Raw genomic sequence first — 23,844 nt, 5'->3', positions numbered from 1 at the left:
TAACCCTCGGTTTAAACAGCCTCTCTATCAGATTCGACGAGGAAAACATGAGATGGAACAAGAGATGGAACTGGCTATTCGGGTCGGCATTCTTTGCAAAACAGGGTCAATGGTTCGTCAGGTCTATTTTCGCGCGGGCCTGCCGATTGCACCGGGCAAGTCTGAGATGGTTGTGTCGCCTGAGCAGTGCGCGACCCTGGAGAACGACCCGCGTCTGGTGGTCGTCCGGTTGGCTGAAGACACCAGCCTTCAGGCAGGTGATGCACCATCGGCGCCTGGGGATCTGGACGCAACACTGGGCGTCCTGACCGGTTCGGGCTATCTGGCCGGTGTTGCCACCCAGAATAGTGACGCCACCCAGGCGGGCAAGGTTACGCCGCTGGCCGAGATGAAGGTCGATGAGCTGCGCGAGCTTGCGCTGCAGATGGGTATCCCGGAGGCGGCCAAGCTCAAGAAGGCCGAACTGGTGACAGCGATCGCCGCGACCGAAGTGCAATACCCGGTCAAGGATGAGCTGTCATCTGGCCAGAACGGAGAGCAGTGATATGTACGCCAGCGTCAATGACATGGTGATCCGCTTTGGCGAGGCCGAGTTGCTACGCCTGGCCATGACGCCGACCGGTGAGCTGGATCAGGCGGCCATCACCATCGCCCTGCAGGATGCAGGCGCCTTGATCGATGGCTATCTGGCGGGTCGCTATCCCTTGCCGCTGGCCCATATCCCGAGTGCCCTGGTACCTATCTGCGCCGATATCGCCCGTCACCGTCTCTATGGTGAACAGGCCCCGGAGCAGATAGCCAAGCGTAATGAGGCGGCCCAGGCCTTTCTGAAATCGGTTGGCAAGGGGGAGTTGGCGCTGGGGTTGGCATCCGATGGTGCCACCCTGGAGAGTCAGAATCTGGCTCAACTGCAGTCGGATGGGCGCGTCTTTGGCCGGAGTCAGGGGCGCGATAAGGGAGGCTTTCTATGAGCCAGCTTGCCAACCCGTCTGGTACCGAACTCGACTACCTGCAGGCTGGCGAGCGGCTGCGTGAGCTGCTGGCCCCCCTCAAACCTGCGGGGCTCAAGGAGGTGTTTGTGGCCACCGATGTGGCAGCCATCGCCAATCTGGGCCAGCACAGTCCGGCGGTGCATGTGGTCTATCAGGGTGAACGTGAGAGCGAAGGCACTCAGTCAGGCCGGGCTAGCAGCTTTGATCAGCTCTGGTTGCTGGTGCTGGTGCATCGTGCCAGCCCCAGGGAGGTCAGTGCCGGAGTGTGGCTTGCCCGCATCCTGCAGGCCGTCAGTGGGCGAGCATGTGGTGACAGTACCTTTCGCCGGGTCACCCCACCGGTCAAACCCAGTTACAGCGGCGGTGCTGCCTATCTGCCGCTTGCCTTTACTACCCGAGTGAAATTTAAAGGAGAGCGATAATGAGCGAAACACTGCACCTGGAAGGGGATCTCTTTATCGAGACCTTTACCAACGGGGTCTCGGCCGGGGTGATTGGCCCCATCGATGTGGACAGCCTGGAAGTGAAACCCGACAGCCAGAAGATCTCGATTCCCAGCAAGCGCAAGGGCCAGTATGGTCAGGCGCGGGAGAACTACCACATTCCCAAGCCTGCCATGGTCACCATCAAGACCACCGAGATCCCGCCCGTGCTGCTGGCCGCTGCCTTTATGGGTCTGGAGAGCCCCATCAATCAGGGGGCCGGGACGCTGACAGATCTGCCGGTTGTTCTGCCCGCCTGGCCGAAGTGGGCTCCGCTCGGCAAAAGTAATATTGCCGCAACCGGTCTGGCCATCAAGGAAGGGGTCACCGCGCTGGTGGTGGGTACCGATATTGAGGTCAACTATGCGTTCGGGCTGGTACGGGCGATCAAGGGGGGCTTGGTGGCGGATGGCGGTAGCCTGACGGTCAGCGGTACCTATAACGCGGTGACCGGTACCCGCATCGCGGGCAATATCCAGCCGGAGATCAAGGCGCGGTTGCTGCTCGATGGCCGCAGTATTGTCAGCGGCGAGGCCATCAAATTGACGGTGCCCCGTGCCAGCTTGTCCCCCAAGAAGGCGGTGGACTTTATGAGCGACAAGCCCATCGAGATCGAGCTGGAGGGGGAGCTGCTGGCCGTGGATGGCGAGACCGCACCCTTCTATGTGGATCGGCCGGTGACGGTGTGATGATTGGGGCTGTGGGGAATGAAAAACGGCGAGGAAACTCGCCGTTTTCCATTATTTCATTTCTGCTTATTTTTTGTCTGGGGTTGCTGGTGGTTTTACCACCTCTGGTTGCTTCTCTTCTGGTTTTTTTCCGCTGTTTCTTAAGTCGTTAAGCGTAGCCATAAATGCTTGGTCAACCTGTGCCGGTGCCATGGCACATCTGGATGCCAAATTAATAGCACTTAGAACCGTTGGCTTTTCAGCATAAGCATCTTGACCCTTTTCCATCTCTCTCTGAATTTGTGCTCGCCGAGCCGTCACAAGGGCATAGTCAAAGGACTGGTCATAGGATATTTGTAGGGCATTGGTCGCCCCCGAAAAGCCAGACCATGCAATTGCTGCTGATCCCGTGGCTATAGGCGCAAAGACTGCGCCAGCCATTGTACCTAGTGCTGCCAGACCAAATTTTGCTGCTTTGGTAGAACTACCGCCTGCGGCGTAATACTGCTGGAGTTTGACGCAATACGCAGTTGCTTTTAGATATTCAGCTTGGGCATTATCGCCTGGTTTGTTGTCGGGCCAGGGCCATTCGATGGCCGTAGATTCGGCTAACTTGTCCGGTATGCTTGAACAGCCAGTAAGGGGGGCTATACAGACTGCCAAGATTAGACAGGGAATTTTTTCCATGATCGCACTCTCCATTTATGTATGGGGACTGCAGAGCTGGCAAAGCTCACCACCATGATCGCTTCCTGCTTACACTTTAAGACTAGTGCTCGAGCTCTAAATCAGGGGCTGGTAAGTGTGATTTGCCGCACATAACCATCAAGTTAAATCAAGAAAGTGTGTCTCGACACAGGAGGGGGAACGATTAGAGGTGATTGGTTTTAACGCAATGCTAGCCGCTTAATCATGACCAGTGGTTGAGATGAGGCAGAAAGGGGAAGGGTGGATTGTTCTAGCCACTGCCAATCCAGCGGCGGAGTACCCTCCTTAAACTTCTGGTATGGCACGCCATCCTTGATAGTCAGGAAAAGGGTGCAAGGGGTATCGGCACGGCAGACATAGCGCACCATCACATCGCCATGGAGTGAACGCAGTAGATGTTTCAGGATCGGCAGCCCTTGTATGGTGTGGTGCCCCCCTTCATGCCAGGCGCCAAATTGATGCATTCATGTGGTACCTTTGCTCAAGTGAATCTAAGTTTTGACCGTCTGGGCTCACTTACCACTGTCAAAAATGACAGGCGATAGTATCTTTAGCTGTGAGATTTACGGTGCTAGGTTTGGAGTTATGGTCGATAAACCCACCTAGAGCAAGCTGGAACGAAAATCACCACGGCCACAATCCTTGACGCTCAAGGAAATCACCTTCTACGACCATCGTTATTTCAGTTAACTGTGTAATAAGCGAGTTGCGATGGACTCGAACGTTATCAAATGTGTGGATCGCGGGACGGCCTTTATGAGATGTCAGAGTTATTGATCTGGTTGGGTCTGGTACAAATAGAATGCGTTTCTCTTGATCCTTCCGTGGTGTCACGTCGATGAGCCTTCCATCTGGTGACTGCCATACAGAGTGGAAAATTGCCTCTGCAAAACATTGTTGCTTGTCTTGGGCTAAGATCCAGCCTGACTGTGGCTTACCCTCGGAGTATCTAGTTTGGAGCCATACATTGAAGTGGCAATAGTCAGGCTCTGGTTCGAATGCCGTAGGTCGTGAGAATTTTAGGTGAACGGCATCATTCACATTGAGCCCAAGATAATCCACGAGGCCATGAATAGTCCTATCGATCTTCTTAGGTGATAGTGGTCGAAGTTGGGTGGCTAACATTGTGATATCTAATTCTTCATGTAAATAGAATTTAAAATATAACGGCATTTCTTGCCGTGAACTTATTAATATGGAAGGTTTTAATTTAAGTTTTATGTTTTGATATGGGAATAAATACCCCTATGTGCGAGTCTAAATTATATGATATACCACCGCCAGTTTTATAATCTTCAGATTGTGACTTTAGCTCTTCAGAGTCTGACTCAAATAACGTGAATCGATACTTTTCACTAAACACTGTATTTCCTGGTCTGGCAAATACACTTAGCTTAATAACGTATTCGCCAGGGTTCCAGATAAATAACTTATTGAACATTTTTGTAAAAGGCTCAACCAGTTCAGGTTCGGCAACAACCAATTCATTTTCCTCTTTTGACCTGGTGTTAAGTTTTTTTTGTATGTCTTTTTTTAATGCTGACTCTGATTCTCGATAAAATTTTTCATCTGTCCTATCAAATAAGTTTAAAAAAATTACTGGGTGTGACCAAGAATCACCAGGTCTCAAAGAAAATGGGACGAAGAGTATGGCTGCTTGAGAGGCTGTATTTTCGAAGTAATTCTGTGCGGGGAGAGTTAGTAATGGCTTGCCATCACGAACGATTTCAATTTCTATTGACCTTATTTGAAGAGCCCGTCCCCCAATGTTGTTGAGGTTTACAAACATGCCTACATTTGGATTCCCAACTTTATGAGTTAACTGAATTCTACTATGTACTTCTACCTCTAGGCGTCGGGGGCGAAACCAGAGCTTCACCGGAGGCAATTGAGACAGAACTATGGCTGTAACTGTGCCAAGAGCGGACCAAAACTGCCAGTCGAGGTATAGAGGGGAAGTGTCCACAGATGTCGTTCTCCTAGTCAAAACATTATGTAAGTTCTAATGAGCCATAAACCTTCTTATTCTGCCATCTCTTTACCATGGGGCATATCTGAATCTGATCGGAATGCCCCATGTCCACCTCTACCACCCTCAAGCTGGCCCTGGAGCTGGCGGCCAAGGTCACCGGTCGGGAAGACCTGGCCGCCTTGGCGAGTGAGGTTTGGCGAATGTCCGATTACGCCTGCCGGCTAATCGCACCTACGCCCACTCTCTGATAAAACTATCGCCGAAACGACGCAGCTGCTGGCCACCGTTAACGGTAGCCAGCGGCTTACAAGGGGGGAATAAACAAGCAGAGGGGTTTGCCGCTATCGATGGTCTCGGCAACAATAGGGGTCAGCGTAAAAGAAACAGGATATGGCGTTTGTCGTCGTGTTCTGCATAATCGACGACATCAAACTTGCTGCTGCTCTCTTGGGTGATCTGCTGGTGGGTTAACCCGGTCAGGCACCAGGGTTTGAAGCTGCCCGGTTTGATGGGATAGTCGAGATAGCCGCGAATGGACTGACGTTGTGCGTCGTAAACTTCAATACATTGTGAGGTGAGTTGATTGATACCAATCAACCAGAGCAGTGCCCCACTCAGGGTTTGCATATCATCGCTGACCACACAGCCATATTTTCCCCGCAGATATTGATACACTTGTCGGGCAAGGCCGCTGCGGTAATCCGGGTCGATAAAGGCGCCACGGATTTGAATACCCTGTTGATCTTGTGCTTCTGCATTGATGGGCAACTGTACCGGGTTATAAACAAAGCGGCCCACAACCGTATCGTTGCCGGTGCGGGCATCTGCGACAGAGGCTAGCAGCTCTTCCTCGCTCCACTGGCTGTCATCTTCGATAGCATCGGTCAGCCACTCATCCACCCCCAGCTCGGTTACCACCAGACAGCATGAAAAGTCGCTGTCGTCGCTCATGCGATATTCAGTCAGCGCCAGTATTGCCAATCTGCGTCGGGCGATCATGAAGTGCTGAAAGGTCACCTCATTTGTCATGCCTTCGGGGTCGGTATCGAGTTGTTTGCGGTAGGTCTGAACCAGATTGGGGGCCATAGTCTTCCCGGACTTGTCTCAAAAATAAAAAAGCCTGATTCAGAGATCAGGCTTTTACCACTCTTTGTTTATGCCAGCAGTTGCAGCTCTTGGGTCAGCGCTTCGTTGACTGCGCATTTTACCGCTTCGTCAAAACGTGAGTTAACTCTGTGGTGACTCGACGGTTTGACGGCATAACGGAGCTTGTCATTCTTGACCAACAGCTCTGCGATCGGTTCGATGTAGTAGCTTTCTGCACTGCTGTCGTTGCGCTTGGTTTCAAACTCATCACGCCACAGCACTATGTATCTTGGCTGATTGTATCTGGTGATATCACGGCGGATCTGGATGGGGCGCGGAAAGCTGTTATCGCTGACCTCTTTCACCACTTCAGTTTTTTGCAGTAAAGAGTGCATCGAGATTGTCATGTTGCACCTCCTTTGTTGCCGTGCCTGACAGTTGGTTGGTCACTCAGCCTCTTCTTGGCGCTAAGCTTGCCAGCAAGCTTAGCGCCAAGAAGAGGCTGAGTACACACGAATTCGCTTGTAAACCATACAAATATTGGCTGTTAACCATCCCTTTATGCAGGGATGGAGTGGCAAAATATCACACATCCTTCCTTTCATTCTAGCGTTTCACCTCCTTGTGGCGCTCTTTTTTTAATCCACCATAACCCCTTGGCATCGCCTTGCATGGGCAGAATGAGCATGTCTGTTCACTGATTGGTAAGGCTGCCCATGTCAGACCCCCGAACCCTCAAACTCGCGCTGGAGCTGGTTGCCCGTGTTGTTGGCCGCGAAGAGCTGCAAGGGCTACTGACCGAGCTGGAGGCCCTTGGCCCCGGCAGTGCACAGGCGGCAACGGCAACGACCACCTTGACCGACGCGCAGGAGGCATTGCAGCAGAGCCTGCCCGAGAGTAGTGAACTGCTGGCCCAATCCACCCCCCAGTGGCAGGGCTGGGGCCAGCAGTTGGCTGCGGTGGTCGAGACCCTGTTGCTACTGGACAGTCGCTCCACCCAGGCTGCGCAGCGCATGGTGAGCGAGCAGCAGTTGATAGGGCAAGCCACCCGCCAAAGCGTCGATGGGGCGGCAGAACTGGCCAAGGCCTTTGCTGTGTTGGGGCTGGACTTCGAACGGGCCAATGGCCGTATCGGTGAGGGATTTCAGAAGACCATCGGCGCCCTGGATGTATTGGTGGCGCACACGGGGGCCAGTAGCGCCGCCATCGAGGAGGCGCTGGCCGCCGCCTACAACAGCGCCAAGACCACCGCCGAGATCGATGCGGTGATCGCGCGTCAGAAGCAACTGGCCGCCCAGGGCAAGATCACTGGGGATGCGCTAGCCCGTTCCATGGCCATCGCCGCCGATGCCATGGCCAAGGTGAAAGGGGGGAGCGGAGATGCCAAAAAAGCTGTTGCTGCGATTGGTGATGGCTTTGACGAAGCTGCCGCACGGGCCAAAGGGGCCACCGATGCGATGCGAGCAGGGCTTAAAGGGGTACAGGATGAAGCCAAGCAGACGAATGCCAGCCTTGCCAGTAGCGGCGGGGGCGGTGGTCGAGGCGATATCACCCGCACCGTGAATGCCGGTTCCTTCTACTACAAGAGCGTGGATATCAACAGCCTGCGCGGCAATGCCGAGGGGTTGGCCAATACCCTGGCCGGGGTGGAGGAGGAGCTGGCCCGCTACAGCCAGAAGGTCAAGGATATTCCGGCCTACAGCGAGTGGAGCAAGTATTACGGCGAGAAGTTCCAAAAAGAGATGGAGGCGATGCAGGCCCGCCTTAAAGAGGAGCTCAACAAAGCGTTGGCCAAAGAGAGTGCCAAAACCAATCAGGCCGCCGCCCAGCAACCAGTCCCAACTGCAGAGCCATCTACCCCCAGCGCCAACACCCCAGGGACACGCAGGCCCTTATCCGAGCGGATCACCATCGAGCTCAAAGGGGCAGGGGGTACGGCCGAACTGCAGGCCGATGAGGCCAATGCGAATGCCCTGATTTCCCTTCTTAAACAGCAAGGACTTCGCCAATGAACGTGACCTTAAACAGCGTGCTGCTACCAGATGATCTGGTCTGGCGCGACGAGTTCGAGTGGGCGCCGGTCGAGCAGGTGGTGACCCCGACCTTGAGCGGCGCCCTGTTGGTGGAGGAGACCGCAAAGCCCGAGGGGCGGCCGCTGACCCTGAGCGGGCACTGCTCCCGCGCCAAGGTGCAGGAGCTCAAGGTGCTTGAGGCACAGGTGGCCCGGCTGATGACGTTGACCCTGCTCGATGGCGTGGCCCGCACAGTGGTGTGGCGCCGCCCTGGTGTGGTGGCCACGCCTTTGTACGAGTTGGCTGACCCAGACGGTGATCACCCTTACGCCCTGACCCTGAATCTGACCGAAATTGAGCGCGGAGAGTAACCCCATGAGCATTCTATCTGGCGATATCAAGCTGATGGCCAGCCAGCGGATGACGGACACCGAGGACGGTGGCGGTCGCATCACCGGCAAGGAGATCGTCAGCGGCGAACATAACAGCATGTTTCCAGATATCAGCGATCTGGATCGGGCCTATGGGGTAGTGAACCTGCGCAAGGTGTTTTTGGCGGTTCAGACCGACAACGTAGACACCTACTATGGTGCGAATGCCGCCGTGCTGCTGCCGCCCTACGATCCGAACGTGGGCCTTGCCCTGATGACCACCAAAGACCACCACGACACCCGCAACAACGCCCGCGATGTGGTGGAGCGCTATCTGGCGCGTGGCCCCAAATGGCAGGGTTTTCTCTACGATACCCAGCTGGAAGGGCAGCGGGCGATCCGCTTCTTCCAGCGGGTTGAGGCCCGCTTGCCGGAGGTGGGCGAAACCCTGGTGATGGTCGGCAACGAGAACAAGGCCGGGGAGTTCGAGCAGTATGTGCGGGTGCTGGAGGTAACCCAGAAGCTGACCAAGTTCCAGATCCAAGGTGTACCAGAGTTCACCCGCAACGTGGTCACCTGCACCCTGGCGGATCCGCTGCGCTACACCTTCGAGGGTGAGCAGCCGACCCCCTATGATGTGGTGACCAACCCCAAGACCGCCCTGCGCGAAACCGTGGTGGCCGATGCGGCCAACTACTTTGCATCTACCCGGATGGTGGAAGATGCCGCCTTTGGCTCGATGCAGGTACGGGCCAAGACCATCTTTACCCAGCTGGTGCCAGCGGCCCGCAGCGAGACCCCTGCGGTGGATCTGACCGCTGCCGGTGAGCTGGCCAGTCTGGTGGATTCTGGCCGGGGGCTGGTGAGCATCAACACCGCCGCCGTGATCGCCCCGAGTCGTGGCCTGTTCCTGGGCAGCGGTGCCAAGCCTGGCACGGTGACCATCACCATCGGCGCGGCCACCATCACCGACAAGGGCGGCGAGCTGGTTGTTGCCGGGTCGGTAGTCGGCTCCATCGACTATGGCCGTGGCCAGCTGGAGTTCAATGCCCAGTGCCCGAACTACGGCACCCAGAGCAAGACCGTCTCTTTCTGGCCAGCGGCCCGTCCTGCCCGTATCGCTGACACGGCGCGGATCGAGGTCAAGGCCAACAACCGGGGCTATGCCTACACCATCACCCTGCATCCGACCCCGGCGCCTGGCACCACTACCGTCAGCTTTATGGCGCAAGGCAAATGGTATGACCTGAAAGACAACGGGCGCGGGGAGTTGCTGGGCATCGACCGCTCTTATGGCTCTGGCACCATCAACCTGGCCACCGGGTCGGTGATGCTGACCCTTGGCGCCCTGCCGGATGTGGATACCTCCATCATGTTCAGCTGGGCCACCCCGGTGAACTACACCAACCGCAGCGGGCAGGCCATCAGCATCGGCAAAAGCGCCTGGCAGCTCCCCCACAAGGGGATCACCCCCAAAAGCGTGATCCTCACCTGGGGCGATGGCAAGCGGGCCACCGATGTGGCGGGGGACGGCAAGATAAGCGGCGATATCACCGGCATCATCAACTATGCCGAGGGGATCATCGATCTGGAGCACGTGACCTTGCCCGCCTTGGGTCAGGAGTACGCCGCCCAGTACCAGTACGGTGAGCCGGTGACCGAGCGCCATATCGAACCTGGGCGCCTCAATACCCCCGGCCAGGTGGGGCATCTCTCCATCACCCTGGACGGCAAGGACGGCGGCGGCGCCCACAACCTCACACCGGGATCGGTGCGGGTCAAGTTCAACGCCCTCTATCACAAGTTTGATGTGGACGATCAGGAGCTGGTGATCCAGACCCGCGATCCCATCATCACCCTGCGCGATGACGGGCTGGGCAAGCTGATCGATGCCAGCGGTGTGGTGCTGGGTGCCATCGACTATGCGGCGGGAACCCTGCACTTTATGCCGGATGGCTCCAGCCCATTGCCCAAGCCGAAATATGCCTGGGTGACCGTGGGCACCCGCTGGGAAGGCAACAACCAGATCGCGGTACAGCGCTGGACGATGACCGGTATCGAGTACCACAACACCGCTTACACCTTCCCTGATGGGGAACAGGGGTGGGTGGATGTGACCTACCGCAACAACAACTCGGCCTTGGCCCAGAATGCCACCCTGACCGCCCAGGCGCTGCGCATAGACATTACCCCAGGCTTTGCCGAGGCGATTCTGGAGGGGTCGATGCGCTTCACCCTGGGCGGCTCTACCTACGTTGACCGGCAAGGGCTGCTCTACCGCGACCCGGATCCCTCAACCGGGGCAGGCATCCAGGCGGGCACCATCGACTATTCCAACGGGTTGGCGGTGCTGGCCGACTGGGCAGCCGGGCAACCGGCCCAGCCATCGCTCCAGAGTCTGGCCACCTCATTCAGTGCCCAGTCAGTGGATGCGGTGACGTTCCGCACCCCAGGCGCACCCTTGGCACCGGGCAGCCTCTACATCAGCGCCAACACCGCGAGCGGGCGCCGTATCGAGGCCACGGCAGACGGGGACGGGTTTTTCACCACCACCGACATGGATGGCAAGGTGAACTATCAGACCGGCATCGTGACCGTGCGCTTTGGCCGCAAGGTCACGGCAGCGGGCAACGAGACCCAGCCATGGTATGACGCCGAGCAGGTGGGGGAGGATGGCAAGATCTGGAAGCCGATCAGCGTGGTGGCTGACCCCATTCGCTTCAACTGCGTGGTGTTCAGCTATCTGCCGCTCGATGCCGACATTATCGGGCTGGATCCGGTGCGGCTGCCGTCTGATGGCCGGGTGCCGTTTATCCGCAAGGGCAACATCGTGGTGGTGCATTCGACCCGGCGCGGTGCTTACCCGATGGGGGTGACGGCGGGCCAGCAGTTCAACACCGGGCGCCAGCGGCTGGCCTACTGCCATGTGGAGGACAAGAACGGCAAGCGGCTCGACCCTGCGCTCTACAGCGCCAATCTGGATAGCGGGGTGGTCACCCTGGCCACCCCGTTGAGTCTGACCGGCTACATAGAGCCGTTGGCGGTGGTTCACCGGATCGAGGATATGAGCCTGGTCACCGATGTGGAGATCTCTGGCCGCCTGGTGCTGGCCCGCCCCCTGTCTCACGCCTATGACGCCGCTGACACCCTGGTGTCGTCAGCACTGATCATGGGCGACTTGTGGGCGCGTTACACCAATCTGTTTGACCAGAAGGTTTGGACGAACAAATGGCAGGACTTTGTAGACGGCGACCAGAGCACGGCGCAGTACAACGACACCGATTTCCCCATCGTGGTGACCAACCGCGCCACCCTGGAGGAGCGCTGGGCCATCATCTTCCAGACGAGTACCAGCTTTGTGCTGGTCGGGGAGCATGTGGGCCAGATTGCGCTGGGGGATGTGAATACCGACTTTGCCCCCATCAACCCCAACAACGGCCAGCCCTATTTTCGGCTGGACAAGCGCGGTTGGGGCGCGGGCTGGGCGAGTGGCAACGTGCTGCGCTTCAACACCAAGGCAGCCAACTTCCCGATCTGGGCCATTCGTACCGTGCTGCAATCGGTGGCGGCCAGCGAAAGCGACCGCTTTGAGCTGCAACTGCGCGGCAACGTCAACCGCTAACCGGGTGGGGCACCGTGCCCCGCCCATTATTTTTTGTGGGGCACTCTTTTGTAGAGCTGCGCCCCACCATGGAGAACGGCAACATGGCTGAATACAAGGTCAAATGGTTTGCAAGCGAAATGCAAGGCGCCCCGAGCCTGGGCGATACCGCAGATGGCGCCCTGGCTGCGCTGCTCAAGGCGGTACTGGTCACCGGCTTTGGCACCCTGACGATTAACGCCCTGTCGTTTGATGCCGCCAAGGGGTGGGCGGTGGCCACCTTTAGCGGCGGCCATGCCTATCTGCAAGATTCAGTTATCCAGGTCGATGGGGTATCGCCTGCCGCCTACAACGGCGAGCATCGGGTAATGCAGGTCAGCACCACTCAGGTGTGGTTTGAGATTGACGGTGGCAACCCAGGCGCTGCCGGTTCCGGCGCGGCCATGACCATGAAGGTGGCGCCGCTGGGCTGGACGATCACCCATGAAAGCGGTGACGGCAAGGTGTTTATCGTGCGCCCCACCAACGTCAGCGAGTCGGGGAACGTGTCGTGGCGGATTGATAACAGCGCATTTACTGGCTGGACTGGTACTGCCGGTGGCTCCACGCATTATCTGGCAAAAATAGCCATGGTGGAGGATGTGGTGGATATCAACACCTATACCACCATCTACGAACACCGTTGGCCAGCGACCCAGCGATACGCATCTAAAGTCTGGGATCTGATTGGTGATCATCAGCTGTTTTATTGGTTGCCAGCTATTGGCAACACCAGCTATCAAACCGTCTATTGTGCGGGATATATCAGGTCAGTAAGACCTGGCGATCGCTATCATGCGGTACTCTGCCACTATCCATCAACCAATGCGGCAGATAGCGCTGTCGTTTGGAATAGCAGAGAAGCTACAAACCCAAATAACTGGGGTACGCCACTCACCACATTTGACCAGACAGGCCAGCGAGCTATAGCCCGCCCCTATCACCAGCTGTTTGGCACCACATCCTGGTGGTTAAAAGGGCTGTTTGGACGATTTGGGTCTGGTTTGTCGCTCCCCAACGGCCCTGATAATGGATTCTACTTCTCCACCGACCCCTGCATGGTGCTGGAGAACGGCAACCATCTGCGCGGTTATATGCCAGGGGTGATCGTTCCCTTCGCTGATACCACTGCCTGGCACCGTAAAAACTTTGGTGATTTGCCCGCCTTGCCTGGCAAAAATGCCCGCTTTATTCGTGGTCTTTATCAGGTAAACGTATGGAACAGTGACCCGCGATCACTGATTGGGTTCGATATCACCGGCCCATGGAGGTAGTCATGTTTTTGCCAACAGCTGGCTATCTGATGTTGTCTATGGCCAACACCCGAGTTTACACACCGTCACTTGATGTAAGCGCCACCGAGGATCCAGGTTGGCTAGATAACTTTGCCCAGACCCAAGGCATTGGCACGTTAAAATATACGTTCAATGCCTCTGCCGCCGCTGATACCGGATTATGGAATGGTGAGCTAATTCCATTTCGCCCCTTGGGGTACACATTCTATTTGCGTGGCTGGTGCAACTGGTGGCAGGGCGATGATGTCAGCATGGACTGGGAGTTTTTTGACAGCAGCAATAACGTGGTTGCCGCTTTGCGTATTAGAAAGGAGAGCGAGCTTAAAAGTGGCTTATGGTATGGCCCATCGCTTAACTCGCTCACCAAAACAGCCCAGCGCGGCGCATATCCTAATACGACAGGGGATGTAAAAATTAATGCTGACGGGATTGTATTTACCCATCAGACATTAACGGATGGCGAGAACCAATCCTTTTCATTCCCCTGCAATATGGCCAGCGTAGTAGCAATGCGCTTCACCAATTTGCGGGGAAGATCAACATACCTATCAGGAGGAAGCCCACAAGGTGGTTGCTACTTAAAAATAAAAGTGGCGCCGCCAGTACCTGATGGTGAATTGGCCGGGATAACGACCGAGCAATTCAACGCCCTTAACTACCCGGTTTTTTTGCCCGCAGGCGCGGCCATCACCCATCAAACAGGGGTGGGGGTAACAGCAACAGGGACAGCTCCCGCCTACCTTGGTGCTAGTGGGGTTTTACCTGGGCAAACAGGGGTATGGCTTGATGGTGCCGCAGTTCTAGCCAGACTGACATACCTGAATGGCGTGGCTAGCCTGACCGTGCAGGGTGAAACGGTATCGGCAGTCACAGATGTGCCATTTCTCTACATGACGGTGTTAAATACCCAATTACTGGTCTGTAGTGGCGACAAGGTTATTTTGCGCTCGCCAAAATTTGGCACCACCGCTCTGGGTGATTCATACGTTGAGATTGCCCCTGGTCAATCTGTGGCAAGGGTCATTACCTCGTTTAACTTCATCCTCCCGCAACTGGCGGCGTTAGCGCTCAAGATCCCCTGCACAGTCATCCCTGCCAACCAGGAGCCACGGAGCCAGTTCCAGCCGCAAGATGTGGTCTGGCGCGGCACCCCGCCGATGTATGCGGGGCCGGTCAACCTCCAGCAACAGACCCAGTACCCCCTCTGCAAGGGGCGGGACTATTTCTGGATCCGCGATGGGGTGCGCAATGTGGAACAGGGCTATATCGAGAGCACGGTGACCATCAGCGGGGTGGGGGTGCGGCGCCGGGTTCTTTGCTTTACCCAGGATGGCGAACTGGTTGGCGAGACCTACAGCCGCGCATCGGATGGGGTCTATCGGTTCGATCTGCTGTGGCTGAACAAGCGTTATATGCTGGTCGCCCAGGACGACCCCGCCTTTGGCCCCGCCGACTATAACGCCGTGGCCGCCGACTACCAGGCACCGAAACCCTACCCGCCTGGCGGGGGTGTGGCCCCTGCGCCGTTCCCCATGCTGGCCCCGCTCAAGAGGAAATAGCCATGCTCACCTATGTGGACACGCTGCGCACCAGCCGCGCCCAGCTGCTGGCAACGGCCATCGACACCGGCAGCGGCCCCAGCGCTACCCTGACCATCTACACCGGCACCAGACCGGCGCCGGGGGCGGCCATCACCGACCAGCTGGCTCTGGTGGTGCTCAAGTTCACCCACCCCTGCGCCAAGACGGTCAGCGGCGGGGTGCTGACCCTGAAACCCCTGGCCGAGCAGATGGCCACCGCCAGCGGCGCCCCCACCTGGGGGCGCATTGCTGACAGGGATGGCGCTTTTGTGGCGGATCTCGATGTGGGGGTGCCAGGTAGTGGCGCCGATCTGGAGATACCAGCGAGCGAGTTTTTTGCCGGTGCGCTGATCCGCATCAATAATGCCACCATCACCGAACCGTAACCGGGGGCTATATGGCCAGAAAGGATGCGAGCTTAGAACTACGCAAGGCCCGCAGTACCACCGGACAGCTGGAGCTGAACCAGGCCGAGGTGGTGCGCTATGAGGCGATCTTGGTTGGCGCCTCCATGCCGCCGCGCCTGGCCGTCTCCCCCGACCTGCTGACTCTGCCCGCCAGCTGGGCCAGCCAGCCGAACCGCCCCATAGCCGCGCTGGCCGGTGCCGTGGTGCTGGAGGGGAGTCTCGCCAGTACCACCGCACCAGAGTGCGCCATGGTTGGCGCATTCATCATTGAGTGCGGTATAGCGGCCAGTAATCAGCAGCCGGTGCCAGTGATCGCCGGGGAGTACGATATCAACGTATTCCGTGGCCCGAGCGCCGCCCAGGAAAGCCAGTGGGAGCGGGCTGGGCTGGTGAGTAGCCGGGTAGCCAGCACCTGGGAGCGGCCAGAACTGGCCCGCACCGTGGGCGCCGTCAGCTGGCAGGAGGCCGAACCAGCCAACAGTGAGCAGGTGGAGCAGAGCGCCATCATGCCCCAGCGCTACACGCTTTCCCGCAGTCAGTACCAGGAGGGGCTGGTCACCGGTCACGATCATGGCCAGCAGGTGGAGCACCTGGCCCCCGGCCATGCCGTCAATCGCGCCCTCTGGGTCGAGGGGGACAAGGCCGGTATGTGGCAGGTCGGCGGTTATCGCAACCCGCCGCGCTTTGACAAGGTGTGGCAGGCCGACCAGTGGAGCCAGGGCGATGCCGTTGGCCTGCTGCTCTATGGCCGCCGCTTGCGCCTTGGCCTTCCGCTCTGGAAGGGGTGGCACGATGGCTGGGAGGAGGCGATGCAGCCGGGGCCAGGCACCAGCCCGGATCCGAAACCGCCGATCATCCCGGAGCGCCCAGACAAGCGCACCCTGCGCCTGGAGTTCGGGCGCAAGCGTGGCGAGGCCGAGCTGGAGTTTGTTTGGCACGGCAGTGATGCCGCAATCGTTATTCCAACCAGGAGGGTTTATCCGGTGAGCAATACAGCGAAGATCGTGCGGGTACGAGATGGGCTCGATATCCCAGCTACTGCGGTGAGTATCGAACTCGATACTGACTCCTGGGCGTGGCAGTTCAGTGCCCAGATCCCCCGTATCGCGGCGGCTGCACTGACCGATGAGGAAGAGGTCAGCATCCATATCAATAGGCAGCAATGGGACTGCGTGTGTGATGGCTGGCAATCGAGCCAGAGCTTTGGCCGTGAGTCAGCAACGCTGACGGGACGCTCTCGCACCGCTTACTTGTCGCCGACTCATGTATTGGCGCAGGCGGTGAGTGAGCGTGCAGCCGCGACCATGGCCCAGTTGGCTGCTGCCGTATTGCCGGTGGGTTGGACGCTGGATTGGCAAGCGGCTGACTGGTTGGTGCCTGCCGGGTTCTTTAGCCTGGATAACCAGACCCCGATCGAGGTGGTCAGGTACCTGGCCGAGGCGGCCGGTAGCTTTGTGCTGCCACACCAGCGCAACCGTCATCTGGTCATCAAACCACGTTATCCAACGGTGCCGTGGCAGCTTGATACTGCAGAGGCCGATGTGGCGATCCCCCGCGCCATCATTACCACCCTGGGCAGTGACTTCCAGCCGGGTCATGCTGCCAACGGGATCTGGGTCAGCGGTGGCCATCAGGGCATCAGTGCGCGGGTGGTACGCCAGGGGACGGCTGGCGAGCAACAAGCGCCGACCATTACCCACCCGCTGGTATGTGATGTGACGGCCGCCCGTGCCCAGGGGGTGGTGGGGCTTGCCAAGACCATGCCCAAGCGTACCCAGACCATCGAACTGCCGTTGTCAGCTGATACCGGCTTGATCCTGCCGGGGGCGCTGCTCGCCGTGGACGGTTGGAAGGGTTACAACCGGGGCGTCAGGGTCTCTGCTGCGTTGCAGAACCGGGCCATGACGGTGCGCCAGCAACTGAGTGTGGAGCGATTTGTATGAACCTGTTTAAGCGATTCCTTGAGCTGGTACCAGGCGCAGATCCCTTGTTGGTTGGTACCGTGACAGCAGTAGGTTCCACGACCACCACTCTCAGCGCGTTGGCGGGTGGAACGGTCACAGTACGGGGTACCGGGGTAGCCATCGGCAAGAAGGCATTTTACAGGGGAGGGGAGCTGGCAGGGGAAGCGCCGGATTTACCGACCTATGAAATAGAGGTTTAATGCCGGTTTAACGGGGTTATCAAACTCAGTGATTCCGGTGCCATCAAGTTTGATAAACTACCGGGCCGATAGCTTTTCATTTTCCCCGTAACTCTTTTTCATTTTCGGCGGCGGGCTACAGATTGTCGCTACTGCTGGCGATCTGGCTGTTGCCCCTCAAGACGGAGTGGATCCCGCTGTTGATGTTGTCGGTTTCCTTGCCCCCTGCGGTCTTGAATTACATGCTCTGCGAGCAGTATCACTGTCAGCCGGACAAGGTGGCCAGTATCGTGCTCGGCGGCAATGCCCTCTCTGTGCTGGTGATCCCGCTGGCGGTCTGGTTGGCACTTCATCTGCCCGGCTAAGCCAGATTGAATCGCTGCGGCGGTGCGACTCACTGGTCTATTGCTTGATCGAACCGAGTCGCAGTAGTTAGCATCTCATCCATGCGATTTCTGTCCAACATTGCCTCCGTGATACATCTGTCGTCCCCTTATCCGGCCCCCGGCCCCCGGCCCCCGGCCCCCGGCCCTAACGGCGACAGCTATAGTTGAAACAGAGCTGACTGACACTGTTTAACCAATGCCAGTGAGGGAAACCGGATGAGCACAAGTGAGCAATCTGATCCTGTGGGGCAGGCAAAATCGCGCTATGACCCGGCATTGCCTACCGGTTATGACTGGCGCAGACACCGCCGTTTTATTCTCAGTGGGGGTGGTTACAAGGCAGAATGCAGCCGTCGTAACTGGTTTCTGGAGTTGCTCAACCCGGTGCCCTATGTGGTGGTGCGCGACATAGCCATCGGCGGCATCGGTATTCTGGGGGCCATACGGTTGAAGGAGGGGGATGAGCTGGTGATTGCCATTCCCTCTGGCGAGAAACTGCGCGGTCTGGTCGTGAGATCCCAGCCAGACCCACTCTTTCCCAAACTCTATCGCACCGGTATTCGTCTGCATCGATATCCGACGGCCGAGCTGTTTGCCCGCTGGCAAAGTTACATTCAGCCGCAAGATAAAGCGGATTTCGACCATGAGTGCCAAGTCTTGAAACAGGTACGTGGCGCGTGAGCCAAATGCCATTTCAGTGGTTGTTTTCCCCATAGTCAGCATGATTTGTCGATGGACTTTGCGGATCAGCAGGCTTGGCTGTTCCGAGTGGTTTATCTTGCTGCATGTGTTTTCATCTTTATGTTTTTATTGAATTTTATCTGTACCTCTGAAGTCGTGGAGGATACGGATCATTTTCCCTTTTCGTGATCCCCCCCGAAGTAGTTCCCCCTGATATCCCTTAGTATCTGGCCAGCATGACTCCCTTTAGGGGGAAGATAACAAGAACAAAAAGGAATGATGGATGAGATCCGTGAGCAACCAGTGTCTGTTGATGCAGATCCAGCCGACCATCTTGCGCTTTGCCAAGATGCTGGCGAGTGTGCTGCAGCTTGAGGTCGAGATTGTGGATGCCGATATGGTTCGGGTGGCTGGCACAGGGCCCTATGGCAAGTTCTTCGGACGTCAGCTGGAGGGGGATTCCCGCCTGCTGCGCTATGTGATTGATAATCAGCGGGAGAAGATCGTTACCCACACCAGCGATGATCCCGTGTGTGACGGCTGTACCTGCAAGGAGAGCTGCCGTGAGCGCGCCTTCCTCGGGGTGCCCATCATGGTGGACGAGCGCTGCATAGGGGTGATCAGTCTGGTGGCCTTCAGCGACGAGCAGCAGGCGCGCCTCAACAACAATCTGCAGGATGTGTGCGACTATGTGCGCCACATTTCCACTATCTTTGTGGCCAAGTTGCTCGATTCACGCGGGCTGTCGGACGGGGTCAACAAGGTGTTCCTCAATCTGATGACCAATATGGATCAGGGTTGCCTGCTGCTCGATGACAAGAGTCAACTGCTCTACGCCAACGAGGCGGCACTCCATCATCTGGGTTGCCAGCAGGAACAGCTGCAGGGGCGCGAAGTGGGGATCCGCCCGCTCACCTTCTCCCAGCAGGGGCTGAGTGGTCATCTTCAGCACATCATCACTTTTGAAGGTCGTCAGGAGCTGATCATCGGCCAGCTACATCATGTGCAGGGCCAGCAGCTCTTTCTGATGGCGTTTCACCAGTCCCACTCCGGTCAGGTTCAGGAGCCGGATCCGGATGTGCGGATCGATCAGCTGATCGGCGAGAGCAAGCCGATGCGCACCCTCAAACGACTGCTGCACCGCATCGCCCAGAGTCCTTCCAGCGTGCTGATTTGTGGCGAGAGCGGCACCGGTAAAGAGGTGGTGGCCCGCGCTGTCCATCGCCTGAGTCCGCGGCAGGACAAGCCTTTTATTGCCATCAACTGTGCCGCCATTCCCGAACAACTGCTGGAGAGCGAGCTGTTTGGCTATGTGAAGGGCTCCTTTACCGGTGCCTCCAGCGGTGGCAAGCAGGGCCTGATCCAGGCAGCCCATCAGGGCACCCTGTTCCTTGACGAGATTGGCGACATGCCGCTCACCATGCAGGCCAAGCTGCTGCGGGTGCTGGAGCTGCGGGAGGTGACCCCCATCGGGGCCAGCCGACCGGTGCCGGTGGATATTCGCATCATCGCCGCCACCCACCAGCATCTCGATCAATACATAGCCGAGGGGAAGTTTCGCGAGGATCTCTACTACCGCATCAACGTCATCCCCCTCAACCTGCCGCCACTGCGGGAGCGGGAAGGGGACGTGGAGCTGCTGACCCACTACTTCCTCAACCTGCACACCAGCCGCATTGGCATTGTCTATCCCGGTCTGGCGCCCGAGGTGATGGCGCTGCTCAAGGGGTATCGCTGGCCTGGAAACGTGCGCGAGCTCAGCAACCTCATCGAATATCTGGTCAACGTCAGCCAGGCGGGCGAGGTGATTGACGCCAGCCTGCTGCCCCCCAACATCATCCGCAATCAGGAGCCCCATCGCGTCACCGCCCAGTCGATCCCGGTGACCAATCTGGATGCGGCGTTCAATGTGCCTGCCACCGCTCCGCTCGCCGCAATGCCGGAGAAACTGCCTGAACCCGCTCCGGGTGAGAGCGGCCTTGAGAGCATGGAGAAACAGATGATTGAAGAGACCCTGCAGCGGCTCGGCAACAAGAAACTGGCCGCACAGGCGCTGGGGATTGGGATTGCCACCCTCTATCGCAAGATAAAGAAGTACGAGATTGCCGTGCAGAGCTGAGGCGCTGGCGGCATCTATCCGGCCCGTGTCGTTCATCGGATGACACGGGTTTTTTATGGGAACAAGGCTTTGCGCCATTGCCGAACAGTGCTGAACGGATTGGCGGGGCAGGGGAGTGGCTGCATTGCAGAATGCAAAAAGCCCGCTCGATGAGCGGGCTTTTTATAATCTGGTGCGTCCTAGTGGATTCGAACCACCGACCCCCACCATGTCAAGGTGATGCTCTAACCAGCTGAGCTAAGGACGCAGGGTGCGCAATGCGACTTTTATTTCTTTATGCAGAAGTGGTGGGTTTAATTGGATTCGAACCAACGACCCCTACCATGTCAAGGTAGTGCTCTAACCAACTGAGCTATAAACCCACATCTGCATTTCTTTCAATGCTGAATGGTGCGTCCTAGTGGATTCGAACCACCGACCCCCACCATGTCAAGGTGATGCTCTAACCAGCTGAGCTAAGGACGCATAATCAGTATTCTGTAATGGTGCGTCCTAGTGGATTCGAACCACCGACCCCCACCATGTCAAGGTGGTGCTCTAACCAGCTGAGCTAAGGACGCATCACAGAAAAGTGGTGGGTTTAATTGGATTCGAACCAACGACCCCTACCATGTCAAGGTAGTGCTCTAACCAACTGAGCTATAAACCCACTTTCTCTTACTTCACTACGCCAGCGCTGCTGACGTGGTCGGCATACTACCCATGCCCCCCAAGGCTGTCAACAGGCCATATGCACAAAGGAGACTGTTTGCCCAGTTCTTGCGCAGCCTGTTGATTTTGCAGGCGAGTTGTCGCTTGCCAAGCCCTGTTACTGAGATCGCGACAGGGTAGTGCAGGCCTCCGGAGTGGCAAAACGGCCGTAGATGTAGCGCAATCTTGCCCCCAGCATCAGGGCCGCACTGGTGAGGCCGACGATAAAGCCGATCCAGAAACCCTGCGGCCCCATCCGTGGCACCAGCCAGTCGGTCAGACCCAGGATCATGCCGGTGGGCAGCCCCAGTCCCCAGTAGGCGACGATGGTGACGTAGAAAATCGCCTGGGTATCCTTGTAACCGCGCAGTGCGGCGGCCGCGACCACCTGTACCGAGTCGGAGATCTGATAGATGGCGGCGAAGAACAGCAAAATGGCCGCCAGGACGATCACCTGCTGATCATCGGTATAGATGGAGGCGATCTGCTCGCGCAGTAACACCGTCATGGCGGCAGTGGCAGCGGCAATGGCCATCCCCAGCATCAAGCCGGTGCGAGCCGCCACCCGAGCATGATGGGGCTGCCCTTCGCCGATGCTGTGACCGACCCGGATGGTGACACCCACCCCGATGGAGAGGGGCAGCATAAAGACCAGGCTGGAGAAGTTCAGCGCAATCTGGTGGCTCGCCACCGTCTCGGCGCCGAAGGGGGCCAGCATCAGGGCCACCACGGTAAACAGGGTCACCTCGCAGAAGATCGCCATGGCGATGGGGAACCCTAAGCGGAACAAGCGCCAGATCCGGCTGCCGTTGGGGCGAGCCAGCTGGGAGAAGAGCCGGATCTCGGTGAAGTGACGGGAGAGCTTCACATAGAGGATCATCGCCAGCAGCATGGCCCACAGCACGATTGCCGTGGCCACGCCACAACCCACCCCGCCAAGCTTGGGCATGCCGAAGTGACCGTGGATGAAGATGTAGTTGGCGGGAATATTGACCGCCAGCCCGACAAAGCCGATCACCATGGTGGGCATGGTGTGGGAGAGCCCCTCACTGAAGTTGCGCAGCACCTGGAACATCACGAAGGCGGGCAGGCCCCACAGGATGGCGTGCAGGTAACCAGTGGTCTTGGCGGCCATCACAGGCTCCACATCCATGAACTGCAACGCCAGCGGGCTGTAATAAAGCGCAATCATCGCCAGCGGGGTGACGATCAGTGCCAGCCAGAAACCCTGATGAACGGCCGGGCGAATGGCTTCGCGTTTACGGGCGCCATTGAGCTGGGAGACGATGGGGGTGAGCGCCATGATGATCCCCTGCACCAGCAGGATCACCGGTAGCCAGAAGCTGGACGCCACCGACACGGCGGCCAGATCGACCGCACTCACCTGACCCGCCATCACGGTATCGACGAAGTTCATGGCGACCTGAGCCACCTGGGCGACCAGAATGGGGCTGGCTAGACGGACGAGCTGCTTCGCCTCGGACCAATAACGTTGCACTGACACCTCCGAGTGGATCAGATAAGAGTAAAAAAGAGCGGAAATCGGGAAGAGCCTTTGCACTTTCGGACGAAAGTGCAAAGGGTGGGGGAGGCATTCTAGCCTGAAATTCAGCCAGGACGAAATAGTTGCCACCCCAAGGGGCAGGATCAGGCGTCTTCGTGATCGCTGATCAGCAGGTTGGCAGCGGCATAGGCAGCCTGCTCGCGCAGCTCGGCGGGTACCCGCTCATCAGCGGCGACCGCGTTGAGGGCGCGGATAGTAGCGGCGATGGCGTTTGGCACATAGCCCTGCTCGCCGGAGCCAATCTGGTTATAGGCGATACGGATCGCTTCACAACATTGATATACCTGCATTTCTTTTTCCTTGTTTACCCGGATGTGAACGGCGTCACTATAGCGATCGGGCGCAAGCTTGTCAGCCTGTACCCTTGTCTCACCCTCTGCCCGAGGTTAACCTGCCCTTTTTGCAGTAGCAGGAGACGAGAGATGTTCACTGGCATAGTGCAGGGGACCGCCGAACTGGTGGCCATCGAAGAGCAACCCAACTTCCGTACCCATGTGATCCGCATGCCCAGCCGGGAGTGGGGGGAAGGGTTGGCCCTCGGTGCCTCGGTCGCTCACAACGGCTGCTGTTTGACCGTCACCCGGGTCGAGGGGGAGCTGGTCAGCTTCGATTTGATGCAGGAGACCCTGCGCCTGACCAACCTCGGCAAGCTGCAGGTGGGGGACAAGGTCAATGTGGAGCGGGCTGCCCGCTTTGGCGACGAGATCGGCGGTCATGCCATGTCTGGCCATATCATCGGCATGGCAGAGGTTACCTCGGTGATCGACACACCCAACAACCGTCAGGTGTGGTATCGCCTTGCTCCCGAGCTGATGAAATATGTGCTGACCAAGGGGTACATCGGCATTGACGGCATCAGTCTGACCATCGGCGAGGTGCGTGAGCGGGAGTTCTGCGTCCACCTGATCCCCGAGACCTTGGCCCGCACCAACCTGGGTTGGGCCAAGGCTGGCTGGCAGACTAATATCGAGATCGATCCTCAGACCCAGGCCATCGTCGATACCGTGGAGCGGGTGCTGGCGGCACGCGGGGGTAACTGAAAGGAAAC

The 23,844-nt window shown here is 57.9% G+C and carries 23 protein-coding genes, 5 tRNA genes and 1 pseudogene; 17 read left to right on the top strand and 12 right to left on the bottom strand.

The genetic code is table 11. From position 1 onward, the window contains the following. Positions 1–52 precede the first annotated feature (52 nt). Genes G5193_RS03750 through G5193_RS03735 form a run of 4 tightly spaced genes read left to right on the top strand, consistent with a single transcriptional unit; the run spans position 53 to position 2,163 of the window. Positions 53–544 (top strand): Rho termination factor N-terminal domain-containing protein, encoded by a 492-nt coding sequence (locus G5193_RS03750; RefSeq protein WP_421204974.1) that lies wholly within the window; start codon positions 53–55, stop codon positions 542–544. A 1-nt stretch (position 545) separates the two neighbouring features. Continuing rightward, the gene (locus tag G5193_RS03745; RefSeq protein ID WP_421204973.1) at positions 546–971 is read left to right on the top strand and encodes a gp436 family protein; all 426 of its coding nucleotides are present in this window, start codon (positions 546–548) and stop codon (positions 969–971) included. Beyond that, positions 968–1,414, top strand: a complete 447-nt coding sequence (locus G5193_RS03740; protein ID WP_106843615.1) for a phage tail terminator protein — start codon at positions 968–970, stop codon at positions 1,412–1,414. The genes G5193_RS03745 and G5193_RS03740 overlap by 4 nt, the downstream gene beginning before the upstream one ends. Next, a complete protein-coding gene (locus G5193_RS03735) occupies positions 1,414–2,163 on the top strand; it encodes a hypothetical protein (RefSeq protein ID WP_421204972.1) in 750 nt (249 codons plus the stop codon). Before G5193_RS03740 ends, G5193_RS03735 begins: the two co-directional genes overlap by 1 nt. Before the next feature lie 66 nt (positions 2,164–2,229). On the opposite strand, the gene G5193_RS03730 is transcribed toward G5193_RS03735, so the two are convergent. From G5193_RS03730 to G5193_RS03720, 3 genes are all read right to left on the bottom strand, one after another. Further along, positions 2,230–2,829, bottom strand: coding sequence for a hypothetical protein (locus G5193_RS03730; RefSeq protein ID WP_421204971.1), 600 nt, complete (start codon positions 2,827–2,829; stop codon positions 2,230–2,232). Positions 2,830–3,029: 200 nt separating this feature from the next. Beyond that, positions 3,030–3,314, bottom strand: coding sequence for a hypothetical protein (locus tag G5193_RS03725; RefSeq protein WP_421204970.1), 285 nt, complete (start codon positions 3,312–3,314; stop codon positions 3,030–3,032). A gap of 746 nt (positions 3,315–4,060) precedes the next feature. Further along, positions 4,061–4,816 carry a hypothetical protein gene (locus G5193_RS03720; protein ID WP_421204969.1) on the bottom strand — a complete coding sequence of 252 codons (756 nt, stop codon included), beginning with the start codon at positions 4,814–4,816 and terminating at the stop codon, positions 4,061–4,063. Between the two features lie 110 nt (positions 4,817–4,926). Here G5193_RS03720 and G5193_RS03715 point away from each other — a divergent pair, with 110 nt between their 5' ends. Then, a complete protein-coding gene (locus tag G5193_RS03715; protein ID WP_421204968.1) occupies positions 4,927–5,070 on the top strand; it encodes a hypothetical protein in 144 nt (47 codons plus the stop codon). A 121-nt stretch (positions 5,071–5,191) separates the two neighbouring features. Here G5193_RS03715 and G5193_RS03710 read toward each other — a convergent pair whose 3' ends face one another. Both G5193_RS03710 and G5193_RS03705 read right to left on the bottom strand, forming a co-directional pair. Beyond that, on the bottom strand, positions 5,192–5,908 hold the full coding sequence (locus G5193_RS03710; protein ID WP_098968959.1) for a hypothetical protein: 717 nt from the start codon (positions 5,906–5,908) through the stop codon (positions 5,192–5,194). A 68-nt stretch (positions 5,909–5,976) separates the two neighbouring features. Beyond that, entirely contained in the window at positions 5,977–6,315 is a 339-nt protein-coding gene (locus G5193_RS03705; protein WP_098968960.1) for a hypothetical protein, read from the bottom strand. A gap of 309 nt (positions 6,316–6,624) precedes the next feature. Between G5193_RS03705 and G5193_RS03700 the strand changes: the two genes are divergently transcribed. From G5193_RS03700 to G5193_RS03650, 11 genes and pseudogenes are all read left to right on the top strand, one after another. Continuing rightward, complete coding sequence (locus G5193_RS03700; protein ID WP_421204967.1) at positions 6,625–7,920, top strand: hypothetical protein; 1,296 nt, start codon at positions 6,625–6,627, stop codon at positions 7,918–7,920. Continuing rightward, the gene (locus G5193_RS03695) at positions 7,917–8,291 is read left to right on the top strand and encodes a hypothetical protein (protein ID WP_127006641.1); all 375 of its coding nucleotides are present in this window, start codon (positions 7,917–7,919) and stop codon (positions 8,289–8,291) included. The genes G5193_RS03700 and G5193_RS03695 overlap by 4 nt, the downstream gene beginning before the upstream one ends. 4 nt (positions 8,292–8,295) lie before the next feature. Then, positions 8,296–11,913, top strand: coding sequence for a curculin (mannose-binding) lectin protein (locus G5193_RS03690; RefSeq protein ID WP_421204966.1), 3,618 nt, complete (start codon positions 8,296–8,298; stop codon positions 11,911–11,913). Positions 11,914–11,996: 83 nt separating this feature from the next. Next, entirely contained in the window at positions 11,997–13,205 is a 1,209-nt protein-coding gene (locus G5193_RS03685) for a hypothetical protein (protein WP_421204965.1), read from the top strand. Positions 13,206–13,207: 2 nt separating this feature from the next. Next, positions 13,208–14,785 (top strand): hypothetical protein, encoded by a 1,578-nt coding sequence (locus G5193_RS03680; RefSeq protein WP_421204964.1) that lies wholly within the window; start codon positions 13,208–13,210, stop codon positions 14,783–14,785. A gap of 2 nt (positions 14,786–14,787) precedes the next feature. After that, positions 14,788–15,192 carry a hypothetical protein gene (locus tag G5193_RS03675; RefSeq protein WP_421204963.1) on the top strand — a complete coding sequence of 135 codons (405 nt, stop codon included), beginning with the start codon at positions 14,788–14,790 and terminating at the stop codon, positions 15,190–15,192. 11 nt (positions 15,193–15,203) lie between these two features. Continuing rightward, a complete protein-coding gene (locus G5193_RS03670) occupies positions 15,204–17,156 on the top strand; it encodes a hypothetical protein (protein WP_421204962.1) in 1,953 nt (650 codons plus the stop codon). Beyond that, the gene (locus G5193_RS03665) at positions 17,153–17,377 is read left to right on the top strand and encodes a hypothetical protein (protein ID WP_075114441.1); all 225 of its coding nucleotides are present in this window, start codon (positions 17,153–17,155) and stop codon (positions 17,375–17,377) included. The genes G5193_RS03670 and G5193_RS03665 overlap by 4 nt, the downstream gene beginning before the upstream one ends. Before the next feature lie 122 nt (positions 17,378–17,499). Then, positions 17,500–17,721, top strand: a pseudogene (locus G5193_RS03660) (AEC family transporter); the annotation flags it as partial. Between the two features lie 237 nt (positions 17,722–17,958). Further along, on the top strand, positions 17,959–18,423 hold the full coding sequence (locus G5193_RS03655) for a hypothetical protein (protein WP_076491525.1): 465 nt from the start codon (positions 17,959–17,961) through the stop codon (positions 18,421–18,423). Between the two features lie 283 nt (positions 18,424–18,706). Then, positions 18,707–20,542 carry a sigma 54-interacting transcriptional regulator gene (locus G5193_RS03650; RefSeq protein ID WP_421204961.1) on the top strand — a complete coding sequence of 612 codons (1,836 nt, stop codon included), beginning with the start codon at positions 18,707–18,709 and terminating at the stop codon, positions 20,540–20,542. 170 nt (positions 20,543–20,712) lie between these two features. Here the strand turns inward: G5193_RS03650 and G5193_RS03645 are convergent. The 7 genes from G5193_RS03645 to G5193_RS03615 all read right to left on the bottom strand — a co-directional run bounded on the left by G5193_RS03645 (position 20,713) and on the right by G5193_RS03615 (position 23,086). After that, positions 20,713–20,789 (bottom strand) — tRNA-Val (locus G5193_RS03645). A 38-nt stretch (positions 20,790–20,827) separates the two neighbouring features. Further along, positions 20,828–20,904, bottom strand: a tRNA-Val gene (locus G5193_RS03640). A 26-nt stretch (positions 20,905–20,930) separates the two neighbouring features. Next, positions 20,931–21,007: transfer RNA gene (locus tag G5193_RS03635), tRNA-Val, on the bottom strand. An 18-nt stretch (positions 21,008–21,025) separates the two neighbouring features. Then, positions 21,026–21,102 (bottom strand) — tRNA-Val (locus tag G5193_RS03630). Positions 21,103–21,114: 12 nt separating this feature from the next. After that, positions 21,115–21,191 (bottom strand) — tRNA-Val (locus tag G5193_RS03625). A gap of 159 nt (positions 21,192–21,350) precedes the next feature. Continuing rightward, positions 21,351–22,730, bottom strand: coding sequence for an MATE family efflux transporter (locus G5193_RS03620; protein ID WP_040069252.1), 1,380 nt, complete (start codon positions 22,728–22,730; stop codon positions 21,351–21,353). A gap of 149 nt (positions 22,731–22,879) precedes the next feature. Further along, a complete protein-coding gene (locus G5193_RS03615) occupies positions 22,880–23,086 on the bottom strand; it encodes a YaeP family protein (RefSeq protein WP_005345813.1) in 207 nt (68 codons plus the stop codon). 132 nt (positions 23,087–23,218) lie between these two features. Between G5193_RS03615 and G5193_RS03610 the strand changes: the two genes are divergently transcribed. Next, positions 23,219–23,836, top strand: coding sequence for a riboflavin synthase subunit alpha (locus tag G5193_RS03610; RefSeq protein ID WP_216978855.1), 618 nt, complete (start codon positions 23,219–23,221; stop codon positions 23,834–23,836). Positions 23,837–23,844 lie beyond the last annotated feature (8 nt).

The sequence above is a fragment of the Aeromonas sp. 601027 genome (genome assembly GCF_049174455.1).
Lineage (GTDB): Bacteria > Pseudomonadota > Gammaproteobacteria > Enterobacterales > Aeromonadaceae > Aeromonas > Aeromonas veronii_A.
This window is presented reverse-complemented; position numbering and strand designations above follow the sequence as displayed.